This is a genomic window from Pseudomonas sp. 58 R 3, from assembly GCF_900006605.1.
GTDB classification, from domain to species: domain Bacteria; phylum Pseudomonadota; class Gammaproteobacteria; order Pseudomonadales; family Pseudomonadaceae; genus Aquipseudomonas; species Aquipseudomonas salomonii.
This window is the reverse complement of sequence record NZ_CVTT01000081.1, coordinates 200,652-214,943: the sequence shown is the minus strand read 5'-3', so window position 1 is coordinate 214,943 and position 14,292 is coordinate 200,652. Positions and strand designations below refer to the sequence as shown.

General features: G+C 61.9%; 15 protein-coding genes. 9 read left to right on the top strand and 6 right to left on the bottom strand.

Annotation, left to right across the window (positions count from 1 at the left end; genetic code table 11):
• Positions 1 to 10 precede the first annotated feature (10 nt).
• Positions 11 to 925 (top strand): LysR substrate-binding domain-containing protein, encoded by a 915-nt coding sequence (locus tag BFP92_RS26235; RefSeq protein WP_167365900.1) that lies wholly within the window; start codon positions 11 to 13, stop codon positions 923 to 925.
• On the opposite strand, the gene BFP92_RS26230 is transcribed toward BFP92_RS26235, so the two are convergent.
• The 6 genes from BFP92_RS26230 to leuC form a co-directional block, all read right to left on the bottom strand.
• Positions 906 to 2,138, bottom strand: coding sequence for an MFS transporter (locus BFP92_RS26230; protein WP_065931743.1), 1,233 nt, complete (start codon positions 2,136 to 2,138; stop codon positions 906 to 908). The genes BFP92_RS26235 and BFP92_RS26230 overlap by 20 nt on opposite strands.
• The gene (locus BFP92_RS26225; protein ID WP_065931742.1) at positions 2,135 to 2,872 is read right to left on the bottom strand and encodes a 2OG-Fe dioxygenase family protein; all 738 of its coding nucleotides are present in this window, start codon (positions 2,870 to 2,872) and stop codon (positions 2,135 to 2,137) included. Before BFP92_RS26225 ends, BFP92_RS26230 begins: the two co-directional genes overlap by 4 nt.
• A gap of 4 nt (positions 2,873 to 2,876) precedes the next feature.
• Complete coding sequence (locus BFP92_RS26220) at positions 2,877 to 4,238, bottom strand: ATP-grasp domain-containing protein (RefSeq protein WP_065931741.1); 1,362 nt, start codon at positions 4,236 to 4,238, stop codon at positions 2,877 to 2,879.
• A gap of 29 nt (positions 4,239 to 4,267) precedes the next feature.
• Positions 4,268 to 5,422, bottom strand: coding sequence for a KamA family radical SAM protein (locus BFP92_RS26215; protein ID WP_065931740.1), 1,155 nt, complete (start codon positions 5,420 to 5,422; stop codon positions 4,268 to 4,270).
• 444 nt (positions 5,423 to 5,866) lie between these two features.
• Complete coding sequence (leuD, locus tag BFP92_RS26210; protein WP_065931739.1) at positions 5,867 to 6,481, bottom strand: 3-isopropylmalate dehydratase small subunit; 615 nt, start codon at positions 6,479 to 6,481, stop codon at positions 5,867 to 5,869.
• Positions 6,478 to 7,896 carry a 3-isopropylmalate dehydratase large subunit gene (gene leuC, locus BFP92_RS26205; RefSeq protein ID WP_065931738.1) on the bottom strand — a complete coding sequence of 473 codons (1,419 nt, stop codon included), beginning with the start codon at positions 7,894 to 7,896 and terminating at the stop codon, positions 6,478 to 6,480. The genes leuD and leuC overlap by 4 nt, the downstream gene beginning before the upstream one ends.
• A 268-nt stretch (positions 7,897 to 8,164) precedes the next feature.
• Between leuC and BFP92_RS26200 the strand changes: the two genes are divergently transcribed.
• From BFP92_RS26200 to BFP92_RS26165, 8 genes are read left to right on the top strand one after another with little or no spacing between them, the layout of a single operon-like run.
• Complete coding sequence (locus tag BFP92_RS26200; RefSeq protein ID WP_065931737.1) at positions 8,165 to 9,364, top strand: PepSY-associated TM helix domain-containing protein; 1,200 nt, start codon at positions 8,165 to 8,167, stop codon at positions 9,362 to 9,364.
• Positions 9,364 to 9,903, top strand: a complete 540-nt coding sequence (locus BFP92_RS26195; protein ID WP_065931736.1) for a thiamine pyrophosphate-binding protein — start codon at positions 9,364 to 9,366, stop codon at positions 9,901 to 9,903. The genes BFP92_RS26200 and BFP92_RS26195 overlap by 1 nt, the downstream gene beginning before the upstream one ends.
• A complete protein-coding gene (locus tag BFP92_RS26190) occupies positions 9,900 to 10,223 on the top strand; it encodes a hypothetical protein (protein ID WP_065931735.1) in 324 nt (107 codons plus the stop codon). The genes BFP92_RS26195 and BFP92_RS26190 overlap by 4 nt, the downstream gene beginning before the upstream one ends.
• Positions 10,220 to 10,780 carry a DUF6162 family protein gene (locus BFP92_RS26185; protein ID WP_065931734.1) on the top strand — a complete coding sequence of 187 codons (561 nt, stop codon included), beginning with the start codon at positions 10,220 to 10,222 and terminating at the stop codon, positions 10,778 to 10,780. Before BFP92_RS26190 ends, BFP92_RS26185 begins: the two co-directional genes overlap by 4 nt.
• Before the next feature lie 19 nt (positions 10,781 to 10,799).
• Complete coding sequence (locus BFP92_RS26180; protein WP_065931733.1) at positions 10,800 to 11,720, top strand: metal ABC transporter substrate-binding protein; 921 nt, start codon at positions 10,800 to 10,802, stop codon at positions 11,718 to 11,720.
• Positions 11,717 to 12,460, top strand: a complete 744-nt coding sequence (locus BFP92_RS26175; RefSeq protein ID WP_065931732.1) for a metal ABC transporter ATP-binding protein — start codon at positions 11,717 to 11,719, stop codon at positions 12,458 to 12,460. Before BFP92_RS26180 ends, BFP92_RS26175 begins: the two co-directional genes overlap by 4 nt.
• On the top strand, positions 12,460 to 13,359 hold the full coding sequence (locus tag BFP92_RS26170) for a metal ABC transporter permease (RefSeq protein WP_056859671.1): 900 nt from the start codon (positions 12,460 to 12,462) through the stop codon (positions 13,357 to 13,359). Before BFP92_RS26175 ends, BFP92_RS26170 begins: the two co-directional genes overlap by 1 nt.
• The gene (locus BFP92_RS26165) at positions 13,359 to 14,273 is read left to right on the top strand and encodes a metal ABC transporter substrate-binding protein (protein ID WP_065931731.1); all 915 of its coding nucleotides are present in this window, start codon (positions 13,359 to 13,361) and stop codon (positions 14,271 to 14,273) included. Before BFP92_RS26170 ends, BFP92_RS26165 begins: the two co-directional genes overlap by 1 nt.
• Positions 14,274 to 14,292: the final 19 nt, after the last annotated feature.

Below are 14,292 nucleotides of genomic sequence, written 5' to 3'. Positions count from 1 at the left end.
TCTGTTTCTGATGACTCATAAGAAAGATACCGTGCCCCTACCCGAAGACCTGCGGGTGTTCCTCACCGTGATCCGCAAGGCCGGCTTCGCTGCCGCCGCTGATGAACTGGGGCTGTCGCCTGCGTATGTGAGCAAGCGCATTCAGATCCTCGAAACCACCCTGGCCACGCGCCTGCTGCACCGCACCAGCCGCCGCATCGCCCTGACCGAAGACGGCGAGCGGGTGCAACGCTGGGCCGTGCGCATCCTCGAAGATTTCCAGCAACTGTCCGATGAACTCAGCGATGCCCACGACAGCCCGCGCGGGCATCTGCACCTGTGCAGCAGCTTCGGCTTCGGCCGCAATCATGTGGCGCCGGCCCTGTCGCTGCTGGCCGAGCAGTACCCGGACCTGGAAATCCGCCTGGACCTGTTCGACCGCGTGGTGGATATCGTCAGTGAAGGGTTCGACCTGGAAATTCGCGTCGGCGATGACATCCCTGGTCAGCACATCGGCAGGCGGCTGGTGAGCAATCGCCGGGTGCTGTGCGCAGCACCGGCGTACCTGCAACGCAAAGGCACGCCGCAACAGTTGAGCGACCTGGAGCAGCACGACTGCCTGGTGCTCAAGGAGCGTGACAACGCCTTCGGTATCTGGAACCTGGAGCGTGACGGCGCGCCCGAAAGCGTGCGTGTACGCGGGCCGCTCTCATCGAACAACGGCGAGATCGTGTTGCAGTGGGCTTTGGACGGGCGCGGCGTGTTACTGCGCTCGATGTGGGACGTAAAACCGCTGCTGGAACAGGGCAGGCTGGTGCAGGTGCTGCACACCTACACCCAAAGCGCCAACGTGTGGGCGGTGTACCCGACACGTTTGGCCTACTCCGGCAAATTGCGCGCCTGCGTGGAGTTTTTACAGGAACACTTCAAGGGGTTGTCGATCTGACGCCCCGCGTGGCGTTGACACCCAGCCATACCGTCATGATCACCAGGGCCGTCAACGGCAGCCCGTGGAACAGCACGATCACCTGGGCCGGCGTCCACGTCAGGTAGAACGGCCCCACCACCAGCATGCCCACGCCAAAGCCGGCCATCTGGATCAGCGTCAACAGGCTGAACAGCGGCAGGCGCAAGCTATCGGGTTCACTTTGCGCGCGGGAAACCAGCGCCACTTCGGAGATACCATCGCCCAGCCCGGCCCACACCACCAGCAACAGCGCCAGCCACAGTTCGGTTTGCTGGAAGGTCAGGATAAAGCCGCTGGACATCAGCGCCACACCCGCCATGAACCAGCGCTCCATGCCTTGGGTACCACGGCTCTTGAGTAGCGCACTGGCCACGCGCGCGCCGATAAACTTGCCGCAGGCCCACACCGCCAGCAGGTAGCCCATGACGGTTTTCGCGGTGTCCGGCGAAATGTATTGCGACAACACCGGCCAGCCGACGTTATGTGCAGCACTGCCGAGGGTGTCGAGCATGCTGATCAACAACATCGCCGCCAACACCGGCGCACCGCGCAGGCCTTTGGTCAGCTCATGCCATTCGGCGGCAAGCCCGCGATGCGCGGCCACGACGACTGAATACAGGGCGCGCAACGGCAGGATCAGGCAGGCCGCCGCCACGTAAGTGCCGATGTTGACGGCAAACACCGCCTCGAATCCGCCCGTGGCGATCAGCAAGCCGGAGAGCAAGCTGCCAAATACCGCACCGGTAGCCGCCGCCGAGGTGATCCAGGCATTGGTGCTCACACGCTGCTCGAGCGCCACCCAGGTCGGCAACTGGCTATTGAGGCCAATGGCAAACAGCGAGTTGCACAGGCCGATGCCGAACGCGATAAACGGCAGCACGTTGAGTTGATGCGCCGGTATCAACACCAGCAGCGGCACCAGTAACAACGCGCGGGCCAGGTCCAGCCCGGCCAGGGTACTGCGCCCCGGGAAGCGCCGGAAAAACGGGATGCCGAACAGGCTGGCGACAATCCCGCCCGTGACCCGGCACGCCAGGAACACACTGACAAACACCACGCTTTGGCTGAGCCAGTAAACATAGGTCGAGAGCGCCACCATGTTGAGGAATGCGCCGAAGTCCGACACGCCCCGCGCAAAGATGATCAAGCGGGCGTTGCGGGTCGACAAGCCCAATGGCTGAACGTCGCTCATGCAGGTTGCACCTCGTCTTCCAGCTGAACATCAGCAGCCACGCCGCGCAGGCTGACCAGCAGCACATCACGCCAGGCCGGTGCCGAATCGGCCTGCGGCCGGACAGCGCCGGCGCGGTGATACAGCCCACGGTCGTTGATCACAATGGTTTCCAGAAACTGCTCCATCGCCAGGTTCAGCACGCGGCTGTGCTCGGCCTCAGCGGTAAATACCTCGGACACCACCGGCACGGTATTGCTCTGGCCAATGAAGTGCATGAACACCCAATCCAGGCCGTCCTGGTGAATCCCCGAGGTGGTCGGGCTGGCCGATGGCCCCTCAGCACGCACGCGGAACTGGTGGATATCAATGGTGTAGGCATGCGGGCCCAGGTGCGGTTCGATCACCGCCAGGTCGGTGGCGAGCAATTTCTGCATCAGTGGGTGCTCGATAAAGCCCTCCTCGCTGTAGCTCAAGTGGTTCACGCCCTGGCGATAGTTGACCGCATAGGTGACCGGCGACTTGAACGCGGTCGTGCGGTCGATCTGCAACTGCCGCGACGGGGATAAACGATAGCGCAGGATCCGCCGTTCGCGATGGGTGTATGCCTTGAACGCCTCGTCGCGCACCAGGTTCGCCCAGTAGGCGCGAAAGCTTTGCTCCTCGCCGGGCTCAACCTTGAGCAACTGGCCAAAGTCCCGACGGTGACAATAGTGGTGCTCGCGCAAATGCGCGCCAATCTGTGGGATGTCCATATCGCTAAACCTTACTGTCGATGATCACGCGCAGGTTGTGCCGGATTGCATCATGCACGGCATGGGCGTCGGCAGCATCGTCGACCTTGGCCCAGCACTTGAGCAAATAGTGCTCCTCGATATCTGCATCGATGCAGTTGCCGGGTTCCTGCTGGAAATACTCCAGCACCGCTGGGTGCTCATCGAGGAACTGCGTCCCCTCAATGCCCTTGAACCGACCACTGTGCTCCGGGTAGAGCGCCAGCATCGAGTAATGCTGGGAGGCGCTCGCGATGTTATGCGCACAGGCTTGCAACCGGGCATTCAGGTCCGGCTCGCCCAACAGCAGGGACAGATAAAGGTCGTACGGGTCAATACCGGCCAGGTCACGGAACGCCGCATTGACGTAAAGCCCGCCGACGCGCGGGTTGATCTCAATCACCACCGGCCCCGCCTCCGTCATACGAAATTCGAAATGCACCAGCGCGTTGGTCAGCCCCACAGCACGCAGGCAATCCCCGGCGTACTGACGAATTTGCTCGCACTGGGTGTCGGTAAAAGACGTGGGCGGGGAAATCAGCAGGTTCTCCAGCACCGTGCCACTGCGCTCGGTCAACATCAGTTTTTCGTTGATCAACAGCGCATGAACCTGACCACCGACGATTACACACTCCACGCTGCCTTCAACGCCTTGGATAAACCCCTCCAACAATAGGCTGTGCCCTGGAATGTAACGGCGTTGCTGCCCTTCTTCGTCAGCCAGGATGTGCTCACAACCGTAGAAATCGGCGTAGGCCGCATTGGCGTGACCACTGCGAAATTGCGCATAGTGCCGGCTTAACTCTGGCCAATTGAAGCACTTCTTGATAAACGCCGAGGCGCCACCAAACGGCGGTTTGGCAATCAGCGGATAGCCCATGCGCTCGGCGCTTTGCTGCAGTTGTTGTTCGTCATTGCACAGCGCGAAGGGCACGGAGCGCACGCCATGCCGGCTGAGCGCCCGGCGCATGAGGAACTTGTTGTTACACGCGGCAATGGCCTGCGGGCAGCTGTACACCAGGCCCAGGCGCTGACTGGCCTGCGCTACGATGCAACCGACTTGCCCCAGCGCAGACGAATGGCCGGCCTGGCAGAAAATCGCGCGGATCTGATAGCGCCTATCCAGCTCGCCCACCAAGTCGAGAATGGCCGGTTCGCTGAGTGTATCGAGCAGGAACACTTCATCACTGTCGTCCTGCAGCCGTTGCAGGTGCCTGCGCCCCACCAGACCCGCAGTCAAACACACCAGGCCTTTGGCCCGGGCCGCAACAAAGTGCGGCTCTCGGTAGCTATAGCGAATGGAAGCACTGTCATCGACATCAATAAAAAGAATGGCATCTTGTTTCATTATTCATACCGCCTCATGCGTCAATAACTTCAGGCATCCTGCCAACTGCACCACTGCCCTTCCCAATTACGGAAACGGTAATGACGTTGCCCATCGCGCACTTCAAAGTGCGGCAAGTCTTGTGGTTTTTCAAAGTCCAGCAGCGGCACGGTAAATTTGCCCTGTGCGTGGGGCAGTACATATTCCGGCATGGCTATATTGGACACGCGCCGCTTGAGGCGATCCATAATAGCGATGGCGTGGCTTATCGATGCTTTATATTCCGACGCCCCCGGTGAAAACGGCATGAAGTGATACAGGTAATACGGCTTTACGCCCAACCGATACAGATCAATAAACAGTTTATGCAAGGTGGCCTCATTGTCGTTCACGCCCCGTAACAGCGGCATGTTGGAGAACACAATCGGCACCACACTTTGGATACGTTTAACCGCCACGGCAAAGTCTTCACTCAGTTCCAGCGGGTGGCACACATGCACGCCAAACGCATTAACCTTGTACTTCTCCAGCATCGCCAGTAACTCATCGGTCACGCGAAACGGGTTAAAGCTCAAGGCCCGTGTGTGCAGGCGAATCAGCAAGTCATCGCGGATGCCACGCAGGGCGGCGAGGTTCTCTTCGAGCTTGCGGTCGGCGAGCATCAACGGGTCACCGCCGCTGAGAATCACCTCTTCGATGGCCGGGTTGTTGCGGATGTACTCAAGCGAGTCCTTGAACGAGTCGGCGCTGGCATTGGCCTTCTCGGTGCCGACTTGCAAGGTGCGCAGCGCTTCGAAGCAGAACTGGCAATAGGCGTTGCAGGTGTTGGTCATGCGCAGGATCACGCGGTTGTCGTACTTGTGCTGGCAGATCGGCGTTTTCATCTCGTGGCCGAGTTCCCAGTTCTCCGAGGTGCCGTCGTAATCGCCAGCGACCTGCTCGCTCCAGTAGGGCACCACTTGGCGCCACAGCGGATGGTCCATCACCTGGCCCTCGGTGAGGGAGCGCTTGATCAGGTCAATGTAATAAGGCGTTATCTGCAACTTGCGGTCTCGCAAGTTGTGCTCGATATGCGCGCTGGTTTCCTCATTCCAGCCACCGCAGGCGGCACGCAGTGCCGGTTCGTCGCGGATGGCATTCTTCTGCTGCCAACGCCAATCCTGCCACTGTACCGAACGATGGATCGCTTGATCAAAAATCGACATGAGTTTGAACTCTCTGTGTTCTGAACGGATGTTAAGGCATAGGCTTACGCGTCTTTTCACAGTGGAAAAAACAGTGGCAACCGCAACAATGACAACTGATTGACAGGTGGCAGAACTCGATCAAGTTACAAACTTGATTACCGCCACCAGAGAGGTATGAACGCTAACTGATTCATCGGTCATGGCTTCAACTTCCTTTTCTTATAATGTGCGACTTTCCAAGTCAGCACTCACTTAAGCCGATGGCCTACAAGGTGTCAACAACCTGCCCATGTATTTTTTCAGAGTTTAACCTGGCACCTCAACGACGCCTTTGAAATCACTGAGGTTATGCGGTGTAACGCGCGTTATTTGAAAAGTAAATAGTCCAAGAAAAACGCCCTCCAGTAACGCGAGGGCGTTGTTCTCTACTTATATGACTACGTAGTTAAACCATTGAGGCGTTTAACCCAGCCAGGGATTGGCCGCCAGATGCCGGCGCTCGAACGTTTTGATCTGCTCACTGCGTTGCAACGTGCTGCCAATTGCATCCAGGCCGAGTAACAACGCGGTCTTGCGCAACGTATCGATCTGGAACGGGATCACCTGGCCATCGGCCAAGCGAATCTGCTGCGCCTCAAGGTCCACGCTGATCTGCGCCTGCGCAGGCTGGCTGACCGTCTGCCCGAGTGCGTGCAAAACCGCCTCGTCCAAGGTAATCAACAACACCCCGTTGCGCTGGCAGTTGTCATAGAAAATCCCGGCAAAGCTGCTGCCGATCAGCGCGCGAATGCCCATCTGCTTCAAGCCCCACACCGCGTGTTCACGGCTCGAGCCACAGCCGAAGTTGGGCCCCACCACCATAAAACTCGCGCCCTGCCAGGCCGGCTGGTTCAGCACGAACTCGGGGTTGGGCGCGCCATTGGGCAAAAAGCGCAGGTCGAAGAACAGCCCACGGTCGAGGCCGGCACGGTCGATGCCTTTAAGAAATTGCTTGGGCATGATCACGTCAGTGTCGATATTTGCCGCCAGCATCGGCGCGGCCTGGCCGGTGACCTGGGTGAACGGTTGCAGGCTCATGGGCGGTCTCCAAAATGACGAATATCGGTGAGACGGCCGGTGATGGCCGCAGCGGCGACCATCGCCGGGCTCATCAAGTGGGTGCGCGCCCCGGCGCCCTGGCGACCTTCGAAGTTGCGGTTGGTGCTGGACGCGCAGCGGTCGCCGGGGGCCAGCACGTCATCGTTCATCGCCAGGCACATCGAGCAGCCGGACTGGCGCCATTCGAAGCCGGCGTCGATAAAAATCGCCGCCAGCCCTTCGGCTTCGGCCTGGTCGCGCACTTCGGTGGAGCCCGGCACGATCATCGCCCGCACATGCTCGGCCACGTGCTTGCCGCGCACCACACTGGCGGCGTCGCGCAGGTCTTCGATGCGCGCGTTGGTGCACGAGCCGATAAACGCGTGGCTGATCACGATTTCACTGAGCGGCATGCCGGCTTCCAGGCCCATGTAGTTGAGGGCGCGGCGCATGTCCTGGCGCAGGATCAGGTCGCTGACGTCTTGCGGGTTCGGCACGCGGGCGCCGATGGGCGCGGCCTGGTCGGGGCTGGTGCCCCAGGTGACCATGGGTTCCAGGCTGCTGGCGTCCAGTTGCACTTCCTGGTCGAACACCGCATCGGCGTCGGTGTGCAACGTGCGCCATTGCACCAGGGCTTGTTCCCACAGCTCGCCCTTGGGCGCACGCGGCTTGCCTTTGAGGTAGGCGAAGACTTTTTCGTCGGGCGCCATAAACGCGCCACGTGCGCCGGCTTCCACCGCCATGTTGCAGATGGTCATGCGCGCTTCGACGCTCAGCGCATCGATGGTGGCGCCGCAAAACTCGATGGCGTAACCGGTGGCGCCGGACGCGCCGATCTTGCCGATCAGCGCCATGATCACGTCCTTGGAAGTCAGGCCGTTGCCCAAGGTGCCGTCTACCGTCACGCGCATGCTTTTCAGACGCTTGTACACCAGGGTCTGCGAGGCCAGCAGGTGCTCGATTTCCGAGGTGCCGATGCCAAAGCCGAAGGCGCCGAGGGCACCGTAGGTGGTGGTGTGGCTATCGCCGGCGGCGATCACCATGCCCGGCAGGATAAAGCCCTGCTCCGGGGCAATCACATGTTCGATGCCTTGGCGTTTGTCGAGGATGTCCAGCAGCTCAATGCCGAAATCCTGGCAATTTTCTGCCAGGTACGAGACTTGCCGCGCGCCGCCTGCGTCGGGCATTGCGGCAGTGCGCGTGGGCGTGGTGGGGTTTACGTGGTCGACCACCGCCAGCGCGGTGCCGGGGCGCCATACGCCACGCTTGGCCTCGCGCAGACCGCTGAACGCCTGGGGGCTGGTGTATTCGTTGATCACCTGGCGGTCTATATAAAGCAGCACATGGCCCTGGTCATCCAGGGCGCACACCGTGTGGGAGTCGATGTGTTTGTCGTAGAGGGTTCTGGCAGTCATTTTTGTGGACTCACTGTTATAAGCGCTCGCTCAACGGTATGCCCCCATCCTACGCAGCCCCCCGGCCCCATCAATGGCACCTGGGTGATGGCTTGGAACATGTTTCGTGTTCAATCCGGCAACGCTGAAACATTTTCTTTCATATCCCGCTTAGGGATTTCTCATTCTCATCCGTCTTAACTTAGATACAGCCCGTCGCGTCAGCAAAAGCTACGACCGGCCTTTTCCGGGCCTCCTTCGCCCTCCTCCGATCAAGACCCGCATCCACATGTCGAAGAAGTCACGCTCAAAACTCTGGTTTCTGGTTCATAGCTGGCTGGCGTTGCCCATCTGGTTTTTCGTACTGATCGTCTGCGTCACCGGCACCCTGGCGGTGGTCAGCCAGGAAATCGTCTGGCTGGCCAACCCGGACATCCGCGCCAGCAAGCCGTCGGACGATGCCGAACGGCTGAGTTACGACCAGGTCATCGGCGCCATCAAGCGCAACGAGCCCCAGGCGATCGTGCAGTCGATCACCCGCCCGGACGAGTCGCACTTCGCGCTGAGTGTCGACCTCAGTTACCCCGACGGGCGCTCGGTGGAGGTCTACGTCAACCCGTATACCGGTGTGATCCAGGGCATCAGCCCGGCGTTCAACTTTCAGCAATTTACCCGTGCGTTGCACGGCTGGTGGCTGGTGCCGTTCACCAATGGCTACAGCTGGGGCTGGTACCTGGTGTCGGCACTTGGCATACCGCTGCTGGCATCACTGGTGACCGGGCTGGTGGTGTACAAGCGGTTCTGGAAGGGGTTTCTGCGCCCGACCCTGCGCATCCGCCATGGCGCGCGGATCTTCTGGGGCGACTTCCACCGTTTGAGCGGTATCTGGTCGATCTGGTTTATCGCGGTGATTTCCATCACCGGCATCTGGTTCCTGATCCGGGCCATTCTGGGCGACAACCAGATTTCCATCTCCAGTGAACCCATCGTGCCGGTGATTGCCCGGGAGAAAGTGCCTGTGTCGGCACCGGGCGTACCGGCACCGATGATCCCGATCGATCGGGCCATCGAAATCGCCACGCAGCGCATCCCAGGGCTGGAGGCCAGTTTTGTGTTCCTGCCCAGCAACGCCTACAGCTACCTGCAGATCGGCGGGCGCGGCTGGTACCCGTTGATGTTCCAGACGGCGCAGCTCAACCCGTACGACGGTGAAATTGCCGTGTCGCACCTGCTGTCCGACCGCTCGACACTGGAGTTCGTCACCGAATCCATGCGCCCGCTGCACACCGGCGACTTTGGCGGCCTGTGGGTCAAGCTGATCTGGGCGTTCTTCGGCCTGATCATGAGCATGATGGTGTTGAGCGGTTTGCTGATCTGGACCAAACGCACCGCGCTGGCCACGCTCAACGCCTTCAAGCGCGAGGCCAAGACCCAACGCGCACCGGCCGTCGCCACGGCCAGGCAGGCTGAAACCTCGGAGGCCAACTGATGAACAAACGTGCGACCACCACACCGCCTTCGCCGCTGCGGGCCTTTTGGCTCAAGTGGCGCTTCCACATCAATGTCCTGCTGTTGCTGGTGCCCCTGGGGTTCATGCCCAAGTACTTTGCCGACGCCGCACTGTTTCGCGGTGACAGCGGCATTGGCGAGCGGGTGGCCGGCGAAGTGCAGGTGGGGCCGTGGAGCCTGACCCTGGCAGAGTTTCGCAACGAAGGCCCGCGCCCGGACCCGGCCGGCCCGATGAAATTTTTTAACGCCGCCCTGTGCGACACCTGCGCCGAGCAGGTCAAGGCCACTTACCTGCGTATCGGCAAACCGCGCAGCCTGCGCGCGGCCGGGGTGATTTTCTTCGGCACGCCGTACCGCATGGGTGCGGTGCTGCCGGTACCGGAACGCACCCCCGTCGATGCCGAAGTGTGGGTGACCATGGAAGGCTGGGACGGCTCCATGCACCAGGGTTCCATCCCACTGAGCCAGGCCTCGCCTGCCACCATTGCCTGGCTGAACAAGCAAGGAGTTAAACCATGACGTTAATGCGCCTGACTCGCGCCGCTGTATTGCTCTGCGCCGGCTTCAGTGGCGTAGCCCTGGCCCATAACCCGATGTGCGAATGCAAGGAAATCCCCGGCGAGCAGATCCAGTGCACCGGTGGTTTTTCCGACGGCAGCGGCGCGCCGGGCGTGACTCTGGACGTGATCGGTTACGACGAAACCATCCTGCTGCCGGGCAAGCTTGGCCAGGACTCGACCCTGACGTTCAAAAAGCCCTCGGCCGAGTTCTACGTGCTGTTTGATGCAGGCCCCGGCCACGTGGTGGAAATCGACCAAGCGGATATCCAGCCCCAATGAGCACCACACAGGTTGTACGCCCCGCCGGAGCCGGCCATGAAACCCTCTACGTGTTGCTGCTGTGCCTGATTATCCTCGCGGTGGCTGGCACCGTGGTGGCGCTGCACGGTGAAACCGAGGAGGTCGCCGCCGTGCCCAGCCACCAGTTGGATGCGCGCCGCGACCTGAGCGCTGCCGAGCAAGGCATCTACGCCGACCTGCGCGTAACCCTGGATGAAATCCAGCTGTTGCAGCAGGAGCAAAGCGCCCTGCCGACACCCGAGCAACTGGCCGAAGAAGGCTTCGCGCCGTTTGCCCAGGACGCCAGTTCGGTGAGCCGTGGCGACCATCGCTGGCAGCTGCTGGAGCCTGCGGCCTACCTGGGTTTGAGCCAGGCGCCGAGCACCAGCGGCTCGGTGCTGATGCGCGTGCAAGGCGCCGAGCCGGATGTGTGGCTCAACCGCCAGGCCGACCTCGCCGCCCCGACCGACCTCACCGACGCAGCGCTGATCGCCGCCGGCTGGCGCCAGGTGGTCACGCAATTCGATGCCGGCGTGACCCGCCAGCACCGTCACTGAACCAGAAGACCGAGTGCCCATGTCTATTTCATCGCCCCTGTTACGCCTGTTGCTGGTTGGCCTGTTCAGCCTGATGCTCACCCCACTCGCAAATGCCGAGGCGGCCAAGCGCCTGCGCATCGGCATCACCCTGCACCCGTATTACAGCTACGTGGCCAATATCGTCGGCGACAAGGCCGAGGTGGTGCCGCTGATTCCGGCCGGTTTCAACCCCCACGCCTACGAACCGCGCGCCGAAGACATCAAGCGCATCGGCACCCTGGACGTCATCGTGCTCAACGGCGTCGGCCATGATGATTTTGCCGACCGCATGATCGCCACCAGCGAGCGCCCGGACATCCCGGTGATCGAAGCCAACGCCAACGTGCCGCTGCTGGCCGCCACCGGTAACGCCGCGCGCGGTGCGGGCAAGGTGGTCAACCCGCACACCTTCCTGTCGATCAGTGCGTCGATTGCCCAGGTCAACAACATTGCCCGCGAACTGGGCAAGCTCGACCCGGACAATGCCAAGACCTACACCCAAAACGCCCGCGCCTACGGCAAGCGCCTGCGCCAGATGCGCGCCGATGCCCTCGCCAAGCTGACCAGCGCGCCGAACCCGGACCTGCGCGTCGCTACCGTACACGCGGCCTACGACTACCTGCTGCGCGAATTCGGCCTGGAAGTCACCGCCGTGGTCGAGCCCGCCCATGGCATCGAGCCCAGCCCCAGCCAGTTGAAAAAGACCATCGACGAACTGCGGGCACTGGATGTGAAGGTGATCTTCTCGGAGATGGATTTCCCGTCCACCTACGTCGAGACCATCCAGCGTGAATCCGGGGTCAAGCTGTACCCGCTGTCGCATATTTCCTACGGCGAATACACGCCCGACAAATACGAAGTGGAAATGACCGGCAACCTCAACACCGTGGTACGGGCGATTCAGGAGTCGGGGGCATGACGGCAGCGCAGCCATTGAAGGTGGCCAGCATTGGCCCGACCCTTGAGTTCGACAAGGTCTCGCTGACGCTGGGCCGCACGGTGATTCTCGACGCAGTGAGCTTCCAGGTCGAACCGGGCAGCATCCACGCCTTGGTCGGCCCGAACGGCGGCGGCAAAAGCTCGCTGATCAAGACCTTGCTGGGGCAGACCCCGCACCAGGGCCAATTGCGCCTGCACTGGCCGACTACGCCAGGCACGGTCGGCTATGTGCCCCAGGCGCTGGAATTCGATCGGGGCCTGCCGATGACCGTCGACGATTTCATGGCCGCCATGTGCCAGCGGCGCCCGGCATTTCTGGGCCTGTCCCGGCATTACGCCGCCGCGATTGGCGAAGCGCTGGAACGGGTCGGTATGCAGGACAAACGCAAGCGCCGCATGGGCGCGTTGTCCGGCGGTGAGCGTCAGCGCGTGCTGTTGGCCCAAGGCCTGATCCCGGCGCCACAACTGCTGGTGCTGGATGAACCGATGTCGGCACTCGATGAAGCCGGTATCCAGGTGTTCGAGCGGCTGCTTAATGACTGGCGCCTGGCCGGGATCACCGTGCTGTGGATCGAGCATGACCTGGAAGCCGTGGGCCGTCTGGCCGATCGCGTTACCGGCCTGAACCGCCGCGTGCTGTTCGACGCCACGCCGAAAGAAGCGCTGACCCCGGACCGCCTGCTGAGCCTGTTTTCCACCCACCCTCGGAGCCCGGCGTGATGAGTTATGAAGCCTTTCGTTTGATGGTCCAGGGCTGGGCTTCATCCGGCTACCTGCCGGAAGCGCTGGCCTATGGGTTTGTGGTCAACGCCTTGCTCGCCGGCTTGCTGATCGGCCCGGTGCTGGGCGGCCTGGGCACGCTGGTGGTGGTCAAGCGCTTTGCGTTCTTCTCTGAAGCCGTCGGGCATGCCGCGTTGACCGGCGTGGCCGTGGGCATCCTGCTCGGCGAACCCTATACCGGGCCTTACGGCAGCCTCTTCGGTTACTGCCTGTTGTTCGGCATCCTGCTCAATTACCTGCGTAACCGCACCGGTTTGGCGCCGGACACCCTGATCGGCGTGTTCCTCTCGGTGTCGCTGGCGTTGGGCGCGAGCCTGCTGTTGATTCTGGCGGGCAAGATCAACGTGCACATTCTGGAAAACGTGTTGTTCGGCTCGGTGCTGACGGTGAACGGCAATGACCTGCTGGTGTTGGCGGTCGTCGGCTCACTGGTGATGGCCCTGGCGCTGCCGCTGTACAACCGCATCATGCTGGCCAGCTTCAACCCGCAATTGGCCGCTGTGCGTGGCGTGGCCGTCAAAACCCTGGATTACCTGTTCGTGATCCTGGTGACCTTGATCACCGTGGCGGCGGTCAAGGTGATCGGCGCTATTTTGGTCGGCGCCCTGCTGGTGATTCCGGCGGCGGCAGCGCGCCTGTTGAGCCAGTCGCTCAAGGGGTTTTTCTGGGTCTCGGTGGTGATCGCCACGCTCAGCACGCTGTGCGGCATTCTGCTGCCGATCATCTTTGACCTGCCCATCCCGTCCGGTGCCGCGATCATTCTGGTGGCCGGTATCGCCTTCGCCTTTGCCGCCATCGCGCGCGGCACCGTGCCCAGCCTCAAAGGGAATCTTGGATAATGCGCCCTGTTTTTCATCCGCTGGCTTTGGCCATTGCCTGTTTATTCACTGCGCCGTTGATGGCCGCTCAAGCTGCAAAACCGCCGGTGCACGCCGCCAAACCGGTGAAAGTGCTGGCCTCGCTGCCCATCACCTACGGCCTGGCCGAGGTGCTGCTCAAAGGCACCGATGTACAGCTTGAGCGCGCAGCACCGGCCAACCTGCCCGGTTCGCGGCAGGTGTCCTACTTCACCGGCCGGGGTGCGCCGGCCCTGGGCAGTTTGGCCCAGGACGCCGACGCGGCTATCGGCCTGCGCTCGCTGTGGGCGGATGACCCGCTCTACCCGGTGGCGCGGCGCAGCAATATCCGAATCGTCGAAGTGGACGCCGCGCGCCCGGTGGACGGCGGCTTGCCGGGTATCGCCGTGCAACCGGGCAGCGCCGACGGCCTGAACAGCCAGCCATGGCAGTCGAGCAACAACATGGGGCGCATGGCCGATGTGATGGCGGCCGACCTGAGCCGCCTGGCGCCCACGGCCAAACCCAAAATCGACGCCAACCTCGCGGCGCTCAAACAACGCCTGCTCAAACTCAGCGCCGACAGCGAAGCAAGACTGGCCAAGGCGGACAACCTGAGTGTGCTCAGCTTGAGTGATCACTTTGCGTATCTGGTCAGCAGCCTGAACCTGGAAGTGCTCAGCACCGATGCCCGGCCGGATGCGCAGTGGACGCCTGAGGCCTTGCACACACTCACTGCCGACTTGAAGAGCAACGACGTGGCCGTGGTGCTGCATCACCGCCAACCGAGTGAGGCCGTTAAAGCGGCGGTGACGGCAGGCGGTGCGCAACTGTTGGTGTTGAATGTCGACGGGCCGGACCCGGTGGCGGAGCTGGAAGGCAATGTGGATCAGGTGATCAAGGCGCTGGTGCCGTAAGTGTGGGAGCTGGCTTGCC